Here is a 15,280-nt window from a genome sequence, read left to right on the forward strand (position 1 = left end):
GTTCAAGCACGGGGCGGCGCGTGAGGGTGGTACGCGTCGCCGGGTCTCGGGGCTCACAACCGATGGTGCCCTCCCGGATCGCGGGAAGGTCCTGTTCAAGAGGCTGCGGCGGTTGAGTATGCCCGATCAGGGGCTTCCCGTCACGGGTACGAGATCCTCCTCGGGGAGGGGCGGAGCCGGGCATTCGGGGGCGAACTCCTCGATCACCGTCAGGGTCGCGCGCAGCGTGCGCACCAGCAGCGCGCCGAACTCCGCCCGGTCCGGGTGCCCCGGCCCGCCGGGAGTCCCTGGTCCACGGCCTTCCCGGGCCGGCGCCGGGGCGGGGACCGTGGCCGGGGACCCGTCGGGGTCGTGCACCGGGACCTGCACCGGCTCGTGCACCGGGACCTGCGCCGGTACCCGCGCCGCGGCGTCCGCCGGAGCCTGCGCCGGGCCGATCCAGTCGAGGGTGCTCCCCTCGACGCCCGCCAGCCAGCCGACGAGTGCCAGCCGGGCGATCGGCGGGATCTCGCGGCGGCCGTACGCGCCTTCCGCGATGGTCGCCATGAGTTCCTCGCGCACGGCGTCGCGGATGGCGAGGACCTCGGAGTCCGAGCCGACGCCGCCGGTGACGATGGTGCGGTAGGCGGCCTGGTGGTGCTCGGCGTAGTACAGGTAGCCGTCGATGGTGGTGCGCACCCGCTGCGCGGTGGGCAGTTCGCTCTCGCCCGCGGCGCGGGCCACGAGCTCGGCCACCGAGTCCTCGACGATGGCCAGGTAGTAGCCGCGTTTGCTCTTGAAGTAGTAGTAGATGAGCCCCTTGGCCACACCCGCGTGCTTGGCGATGTCGTCCATGGAGAGCGCGTCGTACGAGGTGTCGGCGAACAACTTGCGTCCGATCGCTATGAGTTCGGCCCGCCGAACCTGCGAACGTCCGCTCGTTCCGCGCTGTTGACTATTATTCAAATTCAGCCCTAGCCTCGAACTGCCACAGGATGCCCGCAGTATGGCAGACCTCTGAGCACCCCCCTTTGCACTCCCCCTGCGCACCGGACGACGTACGGGAGGACCACCTCATGGGCACCGACAGGACCAGCACGACGAGCACGACGAGCCCCGGAAGCACGACCGGCCCGAGGAGGAGGACGCCCGAGGGCCGGGTCCACTGGAAGAAGACCGCCGCCGTCGCGATGCCCGCGGTCGTCGCGGTCGGGGCGATGGCGATGGTCATGGCGCAGGGCGCGCTCGCCGCCTCCTTCGCCGTCTCGGGGACCAGTTTCCAGGTCTCCTCGTCGAAACTGAGCAGCAAGGGACTGGCCTCCTACGTGCAGACGGACCGCTCCGTCGACGGCAAGGGCCATCCCGTCGCCCTGCTCGGCATCGGCGAGGCCACCCTCACGGACATCTGCCAGGCCGCCGAGGTGGACACCCCGGTGGGCACGGTGGTGTTCAAGCTGACCGCCGGCGGACCGGCCGGCACCGTCACCGCCAGCAATCTCGTCATCGACGGCGAGGACCTGGCCGGCGACGCCGTCTTCGGAACGGCCCAGATCGGCCGCGACGCCTCCACCCTCGACCAGGTCGGCGGGATCAAGGGCGAGGCGGGCAAGTTCGGCCTCCAGGCCGGGGACATCGAGGTCGTGGACGTGAAGTCGCACGCCTGGTCGGCGACCGGCGGCAACTTCCACCTCAAGGGCCTGAAGCTGAACGTCAGCCTGGACGGCAAGAAGTGCTTCTAGGCCTGCGCGAGGCCGCCGGGCCGGGCAGCGGGTGGCTGGAACGCCGCCTCCCACTGCCCGGCCCCCGGCGGCGGCTGCGCGCCTGGCGCCGCACCCGGCCCTTCTGGGGCGGCCTGCTGGTGATCCTGGGCGGGACCGAGCTGCTGCTGGTCCCGCTCTCCCCGCTCACCGTGCTGGTCAGCCTCGGTCTCGGCGGGATCGCGGCCATCGGGATCGGCCTCGCACTGATCGCCGCCGGGCTGTTCCTGTGGCTGCTGCCGCAGACCCGGGCCTACGTCTCGATCCATGCCCTGCTGCTCTCGGTGCTGTCCTTCGTGGCGACCAACCTCGGGGGCTTCCTCGTCGGGATGCTGCTCGGCATCGCGGGCAGCGCGCTGGCCTTCGGCTGGACCCCGCGGCCCGGTCCGGAGGCGGGCGAGGAGGGCCCGTACGTACCGAGCCTGGACGGCAGCGGGCCGCGCACGCTGGCCGCCGCGCTGCCGGTGCTGCTGCTCGCCTCGCTGGTGGCGGGCACCGGGGAGGCGAGGGCCGCCCGGGCCGGTCCGCCGATGGCGGCGCGCACTCCCCCGACCGTAACCACCTCGCTCTTCGCCCCGCAGGGGTTCGCCTTCGCGGGGGTCACCGACGTGCCCACGGTGGACGGCCCGCTGAAGGTGCTGGTGCTGCGGATGCGGGCGGCCACGCTCACCGACTACGAACTGCACAGCCGGGACGGCCGCGAGGAGTACGGGCTCGCCGCCGGGAAGCTCGACCTGAGCGGCGACGTGACCTTGTACCTGACGAGGTTCAGCGGATGCATCGAGGGCCTGCTGTGCGTGACCTTCAGCCCGGACGGACTGCCCGCTCCCCCGGTCATCCCGCCGTTCGTCTTCATGACCCGGGTGAGCGCGGAGCAGGCGCTCGTCACCTCCGACGTGATCCGCACCGACGACCTGCGGCTGGTGGCCTCGTGATCCCCGTGCAGGCCGCGCCGCTGTGGGCGTACGGCATCGGCGCCACCTTCGCGGTGGCCGCCGGACGCCAGCTCCAGTGGTGGGAGCGGTCGGTCCGGGGCGAGGGGGTCCGCACGAGGAGCCGCGCGGCCAATCCGTACCTGGCCCTCACCCTGCTCTACGCGGCCCTGCTGCCCGCCCCCACGGGGGCGTACCTGCTCTGGCAGAACCCGGCCTGGTCGACCATGCACGCGGCCCGCGACCACGACGGGGTGTGGGCCGGCTTCGCCCTCTTCTACGGGGCCTCGGTGGTGGTCGGCGCGCTGCTCGGCTTCCTGGTGGCGCGGCTGTTCGTCCTGGTCGGGGCCGGGTACTGGGGGTACCTCCAGGCGGTGGCCGGGTACTTCCTGCTGTTCTTCACCCTGATCCACGGGTGGGACGGCAGGGGGTACGAGCGGCTGCTGAGCGCCGATCCGCAGGCCTTCGCCGACTGGCGGGCGGAAGGCGTCGCGAACGGCATGCTCGCCTTCGCCACCTCCGGCACCTTCCTGGCCGTACTGATCTTCGGGACGGCCGTCATCGGCACGATGCTGCTGGCCGAGATCGGCTGGCTGGTGGAGGGCTGGCGGCTGCCGGGCGCCGCGGCGGACCTCAAGGTGCCCCGGGTGATCGCGGTGGCGATCGCCGGGGCGGGGGTCTACGGGCTGCCGTTCGCGGGGGCGTTGGGCGCCAGCGTCCTCGTCCGGCTGCTGGGGTGGTGGGCCGGGATCGGGGCCTTCGCCCTGCTGGCCGGGGTGGTGCTGCTGCCGGCGCGCTCGCCCGTACGGCTGCTGTACGGGCTGGTGGGCATCCCGGACGGGCACTGGCGGGTGGAGCCGGAGGCGGAGGCGGGAGCCGCGACAAAGGCCGGGGCCGGGGCGGAGGCTAGAAGAACCAGCCGACCTGGGTGACGAACATGGCCACGACCACGACCAGGGTCCAGCCGAGCACGTGCTCCAGCCAGGAGGAGGAATCGTCCTCGGGTCCGCCGGTGCGGGCCAGGTCACGGGCGCGGGCGGTCGGGGCGGCGCTGTGTGCGGTCATGTCTCCAATGTGACAGCGGAGGCGGCGCTCGCGGTAGAGACGATGGTCACGGGTGGCATGTCTCACGCCCCCGGCCGCTGGATGCGGACCGGGGGCGTGAGCGGTCGGTCGTACGTCGTGCGCTTCGGATCAGGTGGTGCGCATCAGGTGGTGCGCATCAGGTGGTGCGGTTGCGGCCCGCCATGCCCGCCATGGCCAGGGCCAGGCACAGGGCGATGCCGCCGGCGAGGACGTTGCTCCACACCGTGCGGGTGGTGCTGACGTCGCCGGAGATGACGAAGGGCGCGACGATCGTCCAGGCGGCGAGACCGACTGCCGTCCAGGCCATGGCGTGGGTGCGCTCGTAAGCGGAGCCGAGTCCGCTCATGCACAGACAGTAGGCCAGGCCCGCGATCAGGTTGTTGATCGCCAGCGAGCCGAGCCCGCTGAATCCGGCGATCCACGGCGACGCGGCGATGTAGAGGCCCGTCATCAGGGCGAGCGCCTCGACGACCTGGGCACCCGGGGTGCTGGTGACCCGCTCGAAGCGCGAACGCATCTCAGCGAGGTCGGGGTGGTGTTCGATTCTCGGTTGGGTGGTCATGGCGGGCTGCCTCCTATGAGAAGCTCCTCTTGCCCTTTTGCCCTTTATGTTCCGCTTACATGCCGTTCGGTGCAACGCAAAACCTCAGAGCACTCCGACCGCCCGCAGCGCGAGGACCTGGGCCGGGTTCGGCCGGATCGGACCGTAGAGGTAGCAGACGCCTCCGGTGCCCGAGACGACCTTGCCGGCCGCGTTGTGGCGCTTGGTCCGCAGCCAGTTGTTCTCGAATTGCCGACGGCTGTAGACCCGTCGCACGGCCGTGTTGTCGGCCGAGTTCGGGTCGTTGGCGATCACGTCGCCCGCGGCCGTGAACCCGATGACGGTCATCAGGTGCCCGGCCGTGCCGTAGCCCGCGCCCGTGAGCTCCTCCGCCGTGAAGGACTGGGAGGTGATGACCGGGACCCCGGCCCGCACCAGCGTCTCCAGGTCGGCGAGGGAGCCGAGGCGGGTGACGACGCCGGCGAGCTGCCGGTAGGTGGCGGCGTAGGCGGCGTTGAAGGGCCAGTTCCCGCAGCCCTTGTACGCGGAGTCGTAGGTGGAGCGGGCGGCGTGGCAGACCTGGGGGTCCGCGTACTCCTTCTTGACCCAGGCCACGGAGGTGGCGCTGGCCCGGCGGCCCCAGAACTCGATGATCATCTGCGAGGAGGTGGGGCTGCACCAGGCCTCGCCGCCGTTGTCGTACTCGGGGTACTGCCCGGCGTGCGTCTCCTGCGAGTACCTCGGCACCTTCAGCTCGTGGGCCCCGCCGGCCGGAGTGGACGCCGGGACGCCGAACCGGTCCGGGACGTCCGAGGCCATGGCGCCGGCCAGCCACACCGTGGGGCCGCGGCTCGCCCCGGGCTTGCGGTACAGGGTCAGGCGCAGCCGCCAGTCCTTGATCCGCAGCCCGCTCGCGGGGGCGTCCACGGCCAGGGTGTCGGTCCAGACGGTCGACTTGCCGTCGGTCTGCCCGTCCACGGACGTGCGCCGGATGTCGCCGTCGCCGGAGGCCCAGCGGCCCATCACGTACCAGGGGGTGGCGGTGCCGTCCGTGTAGGTGCCGCGCAGTTCGGTCTGGATCCAGGTGCCGGCGGGGGTGCGGGCGTTCCAGGAGGCGATGGCCTCCGTGGCGGGGACGGTGGAGGCGTGGACCGGGGAGGTCCAGACGGCGTACTCCCAGGTGCTCTTCTTCCCGGTGTGCGGGTCGGCGTACTCCCTGCGGCCCGTCGGGGTCTTGATCTCCAGGCCGGGGCGGGCGCCGCCGAGGGCGGTGGTGCCCTGGTGGAGGCCGGCGGTCCAGTGGGCGTACGAGTACCAGAAGCGGTTGTCCACCGTCTTGCGGGTGGCTCCGCCGGTGGCTCCTTCCGGGACCGGGGCCGGGGCCGGAGCCGGGGCCGGGGTCATCGGCTCCGGGCCCGGCCCGGCGGCGGAGGCCCGGCCGCCCGGGACGGTGGCCGCGGTGGCGGCCGCGAGGGCCACGGCCAGGAGGGCGCGGCGGGGTGTGGGTGCGGTCATCGGCGTGGCCCCCAGGGGTCGGTGCGGCGGGTCGGCTCCCGCACACCCTTCCAGTTCCCGGCTGCCGGGCGGCGAAGCCGCGATGCCGTGTCCGGGTGACGCCGGGCCGGCCCGCACGGCTGGGCGGCCCTGCGGGGGAGGTCCCCTACCCGCCCTTCCACCGTTCCCCGGGCTCCGCCCGGACCCTTGCCGGGTGCGGCGCCGTACCCGGGGGCCAGCCCCCGGACCCCCGCTCCTCAAACGCCGGAGGGGCTGGGTTTTGGCAGGCGGCCGGCTCGATTCGTTTGGCACGTACCCGCACATGCAGGCTGCGCCGGCCAAAATCCAGCCTCGCCGGCGTTTGAGGCGAGGGGTCCGGGCGCAGCCCGGTACCCCTTCCCAGCCCCTCCGGCGGAGGGCGGGTAGGGGACCTAGCCCCGCAGGGTCCGCCAAGCCGCGCTCGGGGGCACCCGGTGGCCGGGGGGCGGGCCCGTTCCTAGGATGGGAGGAAAGGCTCGGGGAACCCGGTTCAGGGGTGATCCGTCATGCGTAGGTTCCGGGCCGTCCCGGCCATCGCCGCCGCCTCCCTAGTGCTGACCACGCTGTGCGCGGGCACCCTGCCCGAGGGGCGGGCGGCGGATGTCGACGCGGCCACCGCCGAGCGCCTCGACGGTGCCATCACCGCGGCCATGAAGAAGGCCGGCATACCGGGGGTGGGCGTCGGCCTGTGGTTCGAGGGCGGAGGTTCCTACGAGCGTGCCTTCGGCACCGCGGACACCGCCACGGGCCAGGCCATGAAGACCGGCCTGCACACCCGCATCGGCAGCGTCACCAAGACCTTCACGATCACGGCCGTCCTCCAGCTCGTCGACCAGGGCAGGCTCCGCCTCGACGCCCCCGTCCTGCAGTACCTGCGCGGGCCGCTCGCCGAGCAGCTGAAGCGGGTGGCCGGCGCGGACGCCGTGACGATTCGCCAGCTCGCCGACATGCGCAGCGGACTCTTCAACTACACCGCCGACACTGCCTGGCTGGCCGAGCTGCAAGCCGATCCGAACCGTACGTACACCCCTGAGCAACTGCTGGGCGTCGCCTTCAAGCACCCCATGGACTTCAGTGCGGGGGCCAAGTGGGAGTACAGCAACACCAACACGGTGCTGCTCGGCGTGCTCGTGGAGCAGCTCAGCGGCCGGAGCCTCGCCGACTACCTGCGCGACCACGTGCTCGAACCGGTCGGGCTGGCGGACACCGCGCTGCCGAAGGGCGCCGAGATCCCCAGCCCGTACGCCCACGGCTACACGACGTTCTCGCCCGGCGGCGCGTCCGTCGATGCCTCCTCGTGGAACCCCTCGTGGGCCTGGGCGGCCGGGGCCATGACCTCCACGCTGGACGATCTGCACACCTGGGTCCCCGCGCTGACCGGCGGGCGGACGGCGGGCGGAGGTCCGCTCCTGAAGCCCGGCACCCAGGCCGAGCGGATGCGGGCCCTGCCCACCGGATACCCGGGCGTGGGCTACGGCCTCGGGATCGCCGAGGTGAACGGCTGGGTCGGGCACAACGGAGAGCTCCCGGGCTACGAGACGGTCGCCGCCGAGCTCCCGCAGGACCACGTGGTCCTCGTCGTCATCGTCAACTCGGACGAGGACCGGGACCAGGACGACGGGAGCCTCAGCACCCTCATCGGCAGGACCGTCACCGAGATCGCCACTCCGGACCACGTGTGGTCGCTGCCCGCCGAAGCGCAGCCCGACGCCACCCCTGATGCCACGCCCTCCGGGGGCTGAGCCCCCGGCCGACGTCATACGCTGGGGGCGTGGAGACTCAGCCGTCACTTCCGTCCCTTCCGTCGCTTTCTGCGCTTTCATCGGTCCAGCCCCTCGCTCGCGAGATCGCCGCGCTGCCGCCCTCCCTCGGGCCGGTCCGGGTGATCGGGATCGACGGGCACGCCGGCTCCGGGAAGAGCACCTTCGCGGGGGTGCTCGCCGAGGCCCTGGGCGGGGTTCCCGTGGTGCGGCTGGACGATGTGGCCACCCATGAGGAGCTGTTCGGCTGGGTGGGGCGGCTGCGCGCCCAGGTGCTGGAGCCGCTCGCCGCGGGGCGGGCCGCGCACTGGGCCCCGTACGACTGGGTCGAGCGGCGGTTCGGGCCGGAGCGGGTGCTGGAGCCCGGTCCGGTGCTGCTCGTCGAGGGGGTCGGTGCCGGACGGCGCGCCCTGCGCCCGCACCTGGCGCGGCTGCTGTGGATGGAGACGCCGCGTGCGCAGTCGTGGGGGCGCGGACGCAACCGGGACGGGCGCGAACTTTCCGACTTCTGGGACGGATGGGAGCGCGCGGAGCTCGCGCACTTCTCGGATGATCCTTCGCGCCCCTTCGCGGACACCCTGGTGCGGCAGAGCAGTACGGGATACGAGTGGACTTCCGGGGCGGCCGGGGCGGCCGGAACAGGTGCTCTCGTGACGGAAGGTGACGAGGCCCCCCAGGCCTGAAGGGCCACGGAAAGGACCGCCCCGCGGGTGTCTCCAAGCCGCTTGACCCGGGACCGGGACGGCCTTACGTTCTGTGGAAGCGGCTCTCACCGGCCGCCACGGACGCGAAGCCCCTGATTGTTCCCCCGTGATCGGGGGCTTCGTTCTGTCCGCCGGTCCCCCGCGACGTCCCGCCCGGCACTCCTCCGCCGCCGCGTCGCAGGGGGCACATCTCGGCCATTCCCTCACCCTCCGTCACGGCGGACCGCCCGGATCCGTACCCGGCCCGTCTTCGACGCACCCTACGTAAGGTGCGTAACCGCAGGTACGATGCACCCCTGATTTCATCGGCGCAGGAACAACTCGCGTGCGCATCGCGGGGGTTGCTGGGCACCACGGGGGCAGGCTTGTGGGGGATGTGATGGACTTCGCCGCGCACGGCAGCAGCGCGCACGCCCCGGCCGAACTCGCCTGGCTGCGAGGAGTGGACGCCTGCACGATGGGCGCCTACCCGCAGGCCGAGGAGGAGTTCCGGACGGCCGTACGACTCGATCCGGCGATGGCCGACGGCTGGCTGGGCCTGCACGCGCTCCGCGTCGACACCACCAACGCGTTATTGCGCATGTACGCCCACCAGGACCGCTTCGGGGAACAGCGGGCCCGCCACCGGCGGACGCTGAACTCCTGGTACTGGCTGGGCTGGTGGGTGCAGCCGGTGCTGGAGACCCGGCGGGACCTGCTGCTGGCGCACGCCTCGCACTGGCTGGACGGGCGCCACGTCCCCGAGCTGGACCAGGCGCTGGCCGCTCTGCCGCCCGTGGACACCGACCCCCAGGTGCGCTTCCTGCACGCCTGCCGGGCGTACCTGGTCAAGGACTGGGAGCAGTTGGTCCGCTCCACCGAATCGCTGGTCGACGATCCGCTCCTGGGCATCGAGGCGGGCCTGTTCGGCGGCATGGCCCGGGTCCGGCTGGAGATGTACGGGCAGGCCGAGCCGCTGCTGGCGGCCTCCCTGATGCGCTGCCGCAGCGAGCAGCCCCAGCGCAAGGAGCTGCGGTACTGGCTGGCGCGGGCCCACGAGGGGACCGGGCGCAGCGCGGCGGCCCTGCCGCTGTACCGGGCGGTGCACCGGGTGGACCCGGCGTTCATGGACACGGCGGCCCGGCTGACGGCGATCGAGGACAGCGAGGACGCCGACGGCCTGGCCGGATACGCGAGCGGCGGCGGCTACGAGGCCTTCGGCGGGCACGGAGCGGCCCCGGCGGGCGGGGACTTCGCGGCGGTGGCGCTGGGCGGCGGTCCCGTCCAGGGGGTCGCCGCCGACGGGCAGCCGGACCAGGAGCCGCCGATGGCGGCCGACCCGCCGGAGCCGCGGCACGGCGCGGGAGCGCCGGGACCCGGCGCGGGTCTGCCGGCCGGCGTACGGCACAAGGCCTCGCTGCCCGCGCAGGCGGCACCCGCGGGACTGCCGGCCGGACCGGCGGATCCGGCGGCGCTGGCCGAGGCGCTCGCGGAGCTGGAGCGGATGGTGGGCCTGGAGCCGGTCAAACGGCAGGTGAAGGCGCTCTCCGCGCAGCTGCACATGGCCAGGCTGCGGACGGGGCAGGGGCTGCCGGTGCAGCCGCCGAAACGGCACTTCGTCTTCTCCGGGCCGTCGGGCACGGGGAAGACCACGGTGGCGCGGATCCTGGGCCGGGTCTTCTACGCGCTGGGCCTGCTCGGCGGCGACCATCTCGTGGAGGCCGGGCGCGCGGACCTGGTCGGCGAGTTCCTCGGGCAGACCGCCGTGAAGGCGAACGAGCTGATCGACTCGGCGATCGGCGGGGTGCTGTTCGTCGACGAGGCGTACAGCCTCTCCAACTCGGGCTACAGCAAGGGCGACGCGTACGGCGACGAGGCCCTGCAGGTGCTCCTGAAGCGGGCGGAGGACAACCGCGACCACCTGGTCGTGATCCTCGCGGGCTATCCGGCGGGGATGGACCGGCTGCTCGCCACCAATCCGGGGCTGTCCTCGCGGTTCACCACGCGGGTGGACTTCCCCAGTTACCGGCCGCCGGAACTCACGTCGATCGGCGGGGTGCTGGCGGACGCCAACGGCGACCGGTGGGACGAGGAGGCGCTGGAGGAGCTGCGGAGCATCAGCGGGCACGTGGTGGAGCAGGGGTGGATCGACGAGCTGGGCAACGGGCGGTTCCTGCGCACGCTGTACGAGAAGAGCTGCGCGTACCGGGACCTGCGGCTGTCGGGGTTCACCGGTGATCCGTCCCGGGAGGACCTCTGCACCCTGCGGCTGGCGGACCTGATGCAGGCCTACGGGGAGGTCCTGTCGGGCCGCGGCCCCCAGGAACGGCCGGAGCCGCCGCCGCTGTGAGGCCGGCCTGATCGACAAGACACCCCCTACGGCAGGTCCGGGGGCTCGCCTGAGAAGGCCGCGAAGGCGGAGAGGACCAGGAAGGCGACGGCCGCGGCGATCAGGAACCAGCCCGCCCAGAGGGGCCGTCCGCCGTACTGCTCGGCCCATCGCTCGTCCGCCCCGCCGTCCCCGAGCCTGCCGTGCAGCAGCGCCCGGACCCGGTCCGCGAACTCCGGCTCGGCCGCGGCGCGTTGGATCAGGACCGCTTCGAGGGCCAGGGCCGCGGCCGGTGCGTGGGGTTCGCGCTCGAAGGCGGCGACGGCGCCGACCCGTTCGGGCGGCAGTCCGTCGAGGAGCACCTCGCGCAGTCGGCGCGCCACCGGGGAGGGTGCGTCGGGATCCTCCCGCAGCAGCTCCAGCACGGCACGCGCCGAGTCCCCGAAGTCCGGTTCCCCGGACACGCGTTCGCCGAAGTCGCCGTGTTCGCCGTCTTCACTGTGCTCACCGTGTTCACCGGATCGCATGAACGCCCCCTCCCGCCGCCTCAGACGAGTATGGCGGCCCGCCGCCTTCGCAGGACCCCTCGTACGAGAGGTCCTGCGGCGGCGTCAGCCGGTGAGCGCCCCCTCCGAACGGGGTTCGGGCCGGCGGGCGTGCGGCGCGGTGCGGTGGGCCGGGTCGCGGACCTCGCCGACCAGGGTTTCCAGTACGTCCTCCATCGCGACCAGGCCGAGCACCCGCCCGGACGGGTCCGCGACCTGCGCCAGGTGGGTGGCGTCCCGGCGCATGACCGTCAGGGCGTCGTCCAGCGGGAGCGTGGAGCAGACCGTGGTCATCCGGCGCCAGACCCGCTGGGGCACGGCCCGTTCCCGGTCTTCCAGGTCCAGGACGTCCTTCACGTGCAGGTAGCCCATGAAGGCACCGCTGTCGGAGCGGACGGGGAACCGGGAGTACCCGGTGCGGACCGTCAGCTGCTCGATCTGGCGCGGGGTGACGGCCGGGCCGACCGTGACCAGCCGGGCGGGGGCGAGGAGGACGTCGGTGACCGGACGGCTGCCCAGTTCCAGCGCGTCCTCCAGACGCTCCTGTTCGACCGGCTCCAGCAGACCGGCCTGCCGGGAGTCCTTGAGCAGGCGCCCGAGCTGGGCGGAGGTGTAGACGGCCTCGACCTCGTCCTTGGGCTCCACCTTGAAGAGCCGCAGGATCAGCGTGGCGCAGGCGCCCAGTGCCGTGGTGACCGGTCCGCAGACCCGCGCGAAGGCGACGAGTCCGGGGCTGAACCACAGGGCCGTCCTCTCGGGGGCGGCCATGGCGAGGTTCTTGGGGACCATCTCGCCGATGACCAGGTGCAGGAAGATCACCGCGGTGAGGGCCACCGCGTAGCCCAGCGGGTGGACCAGGCCTTCGGGCACGTGGGCGGCGTGGAAGACGGGCTCCAGGAGCCGGGCCACGGTCGGTTCGGCCACGGCCCCGAGGGTGAGCGAGCACATGGTGATGCCGAACTGCGCGGCGGCCATCATGCGCGGCAGGTTCTCCAGCCCGTGGAGCACCTGGCGGGCCCGCTTGGACCCGGCGGCCAGCGGTTCGATCTGGCTGCGGCGGACGGAGACGAGGGCGAACTCGGCACCGACGAAGAAGCCGTTGGCCAGGACGAGCAGCAGGGCGAAGAGCAGTTGGAGCGCGTTCACCGGCCACCCACCTGTGCCAGCTCCGCGGGGGCCGCGGACACGGAGGGCAACCCGTCGGAGGCGAGCCCGTAGGAGCCGGGGCCCGCGGGAGCGGTGCGCACGAGGCGGACCCGCTCGGCGCGGTAGCGGCGGACCTGGCGCACGGAGAGCTTCCAGCCGGGCAGTTCGGCGCGGTCCCCGGGGGCGGGGATGCGGCCGAGCAGATCGGCGACGAGCCCGGCGACGGTCTCGTACGGGCCTTCGGGGACCTCCAGGCCTATCCGGCGCAGGGTCTGCACGCGGCAGCTCCCGTCGGCCTCCCAGGAGGGGCGGCCGTCCTCGGCGGGTACGGCGGCCAGTTCGGGGCTGCCGTCCTCCGCGAGGTCGTGCTCGTCGCGGACTTCGCCGACGAGCTCCTCCACGATGTCCTCCAGGGTGACGACGCCGGCGGTGCCGCCGTACTCGTCGACGACCACGGCCATGGGCTGTTCGCTGCGCAGCCGTTCCAGCAGCGGCTGCACCGGCAGGGAGCCGGGCACCAGCAGCGGGGCCACGCAGATCCCGCTGACGCTGGTGCGGGCGCGCTCGGACTCGGGCACGGCGAGGGCGTCCTTGAGGTGGACGACCCCGGTGATCTCGTCGATGCGCTCGCGGTAGACGGGGAAGCGGGACAGGCCCGTGGCGCGGGTCAGGTTGAGCACGTCGGCCGCGGTGGCCGTGTGCTGGAGGGCGCTGACCTTGACCCGGGGGGTCATGACCAGCTGCGCCGTGAGCTCGCCGAGCGAGAGGGTCCGTACGAAGAGGTCGGCGGTGTCCTGTTCCAGGGCTCCGGCCTGGGCCGAATGGCGGACCAGGGAGACCAGTTCGCCGGGGGTGCGGGCGGAGGCCATCTCTTCGGTGGGCTCCACGCCGAGCGCCCGGACGAGCCGGTTGGCGACGGCGTTGAGGCCTGCGATGACGGGCCGGAAGACCCGGGAGAAGACGTGCTGCGGGCCGGCCACGAAACGGGCCACCTGGAGCGGCCGGGAGACCGCCCAGTTCTTCGGGACGAGCTCGCCGACGACCATCTGGACGGCGGAGGCGAGCAGCATGCCGATGACGACGGCCGCGCCGGGCACGGCTCCCTTGGGGAGGCCGGTCGCTTCGAGCGGCCCGGCCAGCAGGGCGGCGAGGGCCGGCTCGGCGAGCATGCCGACCACGAGGGAGGTGATGGTGATGCCGAGCTGGGTGCCGGAGAGCTGGAAGGACAGCTCTCGCAGGGCTGCGACGACCGTGCGGGCACGGCGGTCGCCCTCGGCCGCGGCGCGTTCGGCCTCGGGTCTCTCGACGGTGACGAGGCCGAATTCGGCCGCCACGAAGAAACCGTTGGCGAGGATCAGGGCGAATGCCGCCACGAGCAGGAGTAGCGGGATGGTCATGCCGCCGCCTCCGGAGGGAGGGCGGCGCGTGTACTACCGGACGATCCGTCCATTGCTGGAGGGAGTCACTCCTCAGGTCGATGGTGCCCACGGGCCACGGGGTCCCGGGGCGTGTGGGAGGGCACGCACGTGCGTGCCCCGCCCACCAGGTTAGTCATTGGGACCGCCGCCGCAATGGGACGCAGCGACGAGGTCGGGCCGGGTCAGTCGTTCTTTGAGCCGGTTCCGCGGGCTTCGGCCAGGGCGCGCAGGGCGCGGGCGTCGCCGATCGCCTGGGCCTTGGCGACCCCGGGCTGGATGCCGAGGGCGGGCAGGCTGGTGCCGTCGTTGAGGTCGAGGAACACCCAGGCGTCGCCGGGGCGGAGGTTGACGCGCAGGATCTGCGCCCACTCCAGGCGGCGGGTGGTGGTGAGGTTGACGACCGTGACCCCGGTCTCGTCGGCGACCACCTTGGGGCGGCTGAGCAGCACGAGGACGGAGGAGAGCAGGGCCGCGGTGAAGACGAAGGCGATCCGCTCACCGGGGTGCAGGGTGTCGAGTACCAGCGCGATCGACGTGATCGTGACGAACATGGCGGCGCCCACGCCCAGCAGGACGGCCCGGGTGCGGGTCGGCCGGAAGGTGACCGGCAGGGCGGGCGGTGCGGGCTGGGCGGTGGCGTCGGCCATGTGCGTCAGATGCCTTCGGGTGGTGCCGGGTGACGGATCGGGGAAATCGGGGAGACCCGGGGGGCCGTCAGAGGCGGCAGGCGTGGATCGAGGTGGTGAGGATCGCGCGCGCGCCGAGCTCGTACAGGTCGTCCATGATCCGCTGTGCCTCCTTGGCGGGGACCATGGCGCGGACGGCGACCCAGCCCTCGTTGTGCAGCGGGGAGACGGTCGGCGACTCCAGGCCCGGGGTGAGGGCGACCGCGCGCTCCAGGTGCTCGGCGCGGCAGTCGTAGTCCATCATCACGTAGCTGCGGGCGACCAGGACGCCCTGGAGGCGGCGCAGGAACTGCTGGGCCCGGGGGTCCTCGGGGTCGGTGCCGTTGCCGCGGATGACGACGGCCTCGGAGGTCATGATCGGCTCGCCGATGACCTCTAGTCCGGCGTTGCGCAGGCTGGTGCCGGTCTCGACCACGTCGGCGATGATCTGGGCGACGCCGAGCTGGATGGCGGTCTCGACCGCGCCGTCGAGGTGGACGACGGAGGCTTCGATGCCCTGGTCGGCGAGGTGCTTCGCGACGATTCCCTCGTACGAGGTCGCGATGGTCATCCCGTGGAAGTCCTCGGGGCCCTTCGCGGTGCCGGGGATGGTGGCGTAGCGGAAGGTGGAGCGGCCGAAGTTCAGCGGCAGGATCTCCTCGGCGCTGGCGCCGGAGTCGAGCAGCAGGTCGCGGCCGGTGATGCCGATGTCGAGCTTGCCGGAGGACACGTAGATCGCGATGTCCTTGGGGCGGAGGTAGAAGAACTCCACCTCGTTCTCGGGGTCGACGACCACGAGCTCCTTGGACTCCTTGCGCATCCGGTAGCCGGCCTCATGGAGCATCGCCGACGCCGGTCCGGAGAGTGAACCCTTGTTGGGGACGGCGATGCGCAGCATGGGGCTTC

General features: G+C 72.8%; 14 protein-coding genes and 1 pseudogene. 6 read left to right on the forward strand and 9 right to left on the reverse strand.

Annotated elements, in window-relative coordinates:
• Positions 1-423: 423 nt before the first annotated feature.
• Positions 424-945: pseudogene (locus tag ACIA8F_RS28065) on the reverse strand (TetR/AcrR family transcriptional regulator); the annotation flags it as partial.
• 224 nt (positions 946-1,169) lie between these two features.
• On the opposite strand from ACIA8F_RS28065, the gene ACIA8F_RS28070 reads away from it, so the two are divergent.
• From ACIA8F_RS28070 to ACIA8F_RS28080, 3 genes are read left to right on the forward strand one after another with little or no spacing between them, the layout of a single operon-like run.
• Entirely contained in the window at positions 1,170-1,718 is a 549-nt protein-coding gene (locus ACIA8F_RS28070) for a DUF6230 family protein (RefSeq protein ID WP_399382938.1), read from the forward strand.
• On the forward strand, positions 1,709-2,671 hold the full coding sequence (locus ACIA8F_RS28075; RefSeq protein WP_399382856.1) for a DUF6114 domain-containing protein: 963 nt from the start codon (positions 1,709-1,711) through the stop codon (positions 2,669-2,671). Before ACIA8F_RS28070 ends, ACIA8F_RS28075 begins: the two co-directional genes overlap by 10 nt.
• The gene (locus ACIA8F_RS28080) at positions 2,668-3,600 is read left to right on the forward strand and encodes a hypothetical protein (RefSeq protein ID WP_399382858.1); all 933 of its coding nucleotides are present in this window, start codon (positions 2,668-2,670) and stop codon (positions 3,598-3,600) included. Before ACIA8F_RS28075 ends, ACIA8F_RS28080 begins: the two co-directional genes overlap by 4 nt.
• Here the strand turns inward: ACIA8F_RS28080 and ACIA8F_RS28085 are convergent.
• The 3 genes from ACIA8F_RS28085 to ACIA8F_RS28095 form a co-directional block, all read right to left on the reverse strand.
• Positions 3,575-3,733, reverse strand: coding sequence for an SCO1431 family membrane protein (locus ACIA8F_RS28085; RefSeq protein ID WP_399382860.1), 159 nt, complete (start codon positions 3,731-3,733; stop codon positions 3,575-3,577). The two genes, ACIA8F_RS28080 and ACIA8F_RS28085, sit on opposite strands and share 26 nt — an antisense overlap.
• 157 nt (positions 3,734-3,890) lie before the next feature.
• A complete protein-coding gene (locus tag ACIA8F_RS28090) occupies positions 3,891-4,316 on the reverse strand; it encodes an SPW repeat protein (protein WP_399382861.1) in 426 nt (141 codons plus the stop codon).
• Positions 4,317-4,400: 84 nt separating this feature from the next.
• Positions 4,401-5,810: a peptidase C39 family protein gene (locus ACIA8F_RS28095; protein WP_399382863.1), complete on the reverse strand. Its 1,410-nt coding sequence runs from the start codon at positions 5,808-5,810 to the stop codon at positions 4,401-4,403.
• Positions 5,811-6,334: 524 nt separating this feature from the next.
• Here ACIA8F_RS28095 and ACIA8F_RS28100 point away from each other — a divergent pair.
• The 3 genes from ACIA8F_RS28100 (at position 6,335) to ACIA8F_RS28110 (ending at position 10,621) form a co-directional block, all read left to right on the forward strand.
• On the forward strand, positions 6,335-7,570 hold the full coding sequence (locus tag ACIA8F_RS28100; protein ID WP_399382865.1) for a serine hydrolase domain-containing protein: 1,236 nt from the start codon (positions 6,335-6,337) through the stop codon (positions 7,568-7,570).
• A 29-nt stretch (positions 7,571-7,599) separates the two neighbouring features.
• Positions 7,600-8,271 (forward strand): uridine kinase, encoded by a 672-nt coding sequence (locus ACIA8F_RS28105; protein WP_399382866.1) that lies wholly within the window; start codon positions 7,600-7,602, stop codon positions 8,269-8,271.
• Between the two features lie 400 nt (positions 8,272-8,671).
• Entirely contained in the window at positions 8,672-10,621 is a 1,950-nt protein-coding gene (locus ACIA8F_RS28110) for an AAA family ATPase (RefSeq protein WP_399382867.1), read from the forward strand.
• A gap of 26 nt (positions 10,622-10,647) precedes the next feature.
• Here the strand turns inward: ACIA8F_RS28110 and ACIA8F_RS28115 are convergent, their stop codons facing one another.
• The 5 genes from ACIA8F_RS28115 to hisG form a co-directional block, all read right to left on the reverse strand.
• The gene (locus ACIA8F_RS28115) at positions 10,648-11,127 is read right to left on the reverse strand and encodes a hypothetical protein (RefSeq protein ID WP_399382868.1); all 480 of its coding nucleotides are present in this window, start codon (positions 11,125-11,127) and stop codon (positions 10,648-10,650) included.
• Between the two features lie 84 nt (positions 11,128-11,211).
• Positions 11,212-12,291 carry a hemolysin family protein gene (locus tag ACIA8F_RS28120; RefSeq protein WP_399382869.1) on the reverse strand — a complete coding sequence of 360 codons (1,080 nt, stop codon included), beginning with the start codon at positions 12,289-12,291 and terminating at the stop codon, positions 11,212-11,214.
• Positions 12,288-13,688 (reverse strand): hemolysin family protein, encoded by a 1,401-nt coding sequence (locus ACIA8F_RS28125; protein WP_399382870.1) that lies wholly within the window; start codon positions 13,686-13,688, stop codon positions 12,288-12,290. The genes ACIA8F_RS28120 and ACIA8F_RS28125 overlap by 4 nt, the downstream gene beginning before the upstream one ends.
• 203 nt (positions 13,689-13,891) lie before the next feature.
• A complete protein-coding gene (locus ACIA8F_RS28130; protein WP_399382871.1) occupies positions 13,892-14,356 on the reverse strand; it encodes a PH domain-containing protein in 465 nt (154 codons plus the stop codon).
• A 67-nt stretch (positions 14,357-14,423) separates the two neighbouring features.
• Positions 14,424-15,272, reverse strand: a complete 849-nt coding sequence (hisG, locus tag ACIA8F_RS28135; RefSeq protein WP_266876436.1) for an ATP phosphoribosyltransferase — start codon at positions 15,270-15,272, stop codon at positions 14,424-14,426.
• Positions 15,273-15,280: the final 8 nt, after the last annotated feature.

This window comes from Streptomyces sp. NPDC051563, from assembly GCF_044454225.1.
Classification (GTDB): Bacteria; Actinomycetota; Actinomycetes; order Streptomycetales; family Streptomycetaceae; genus Streptomyces.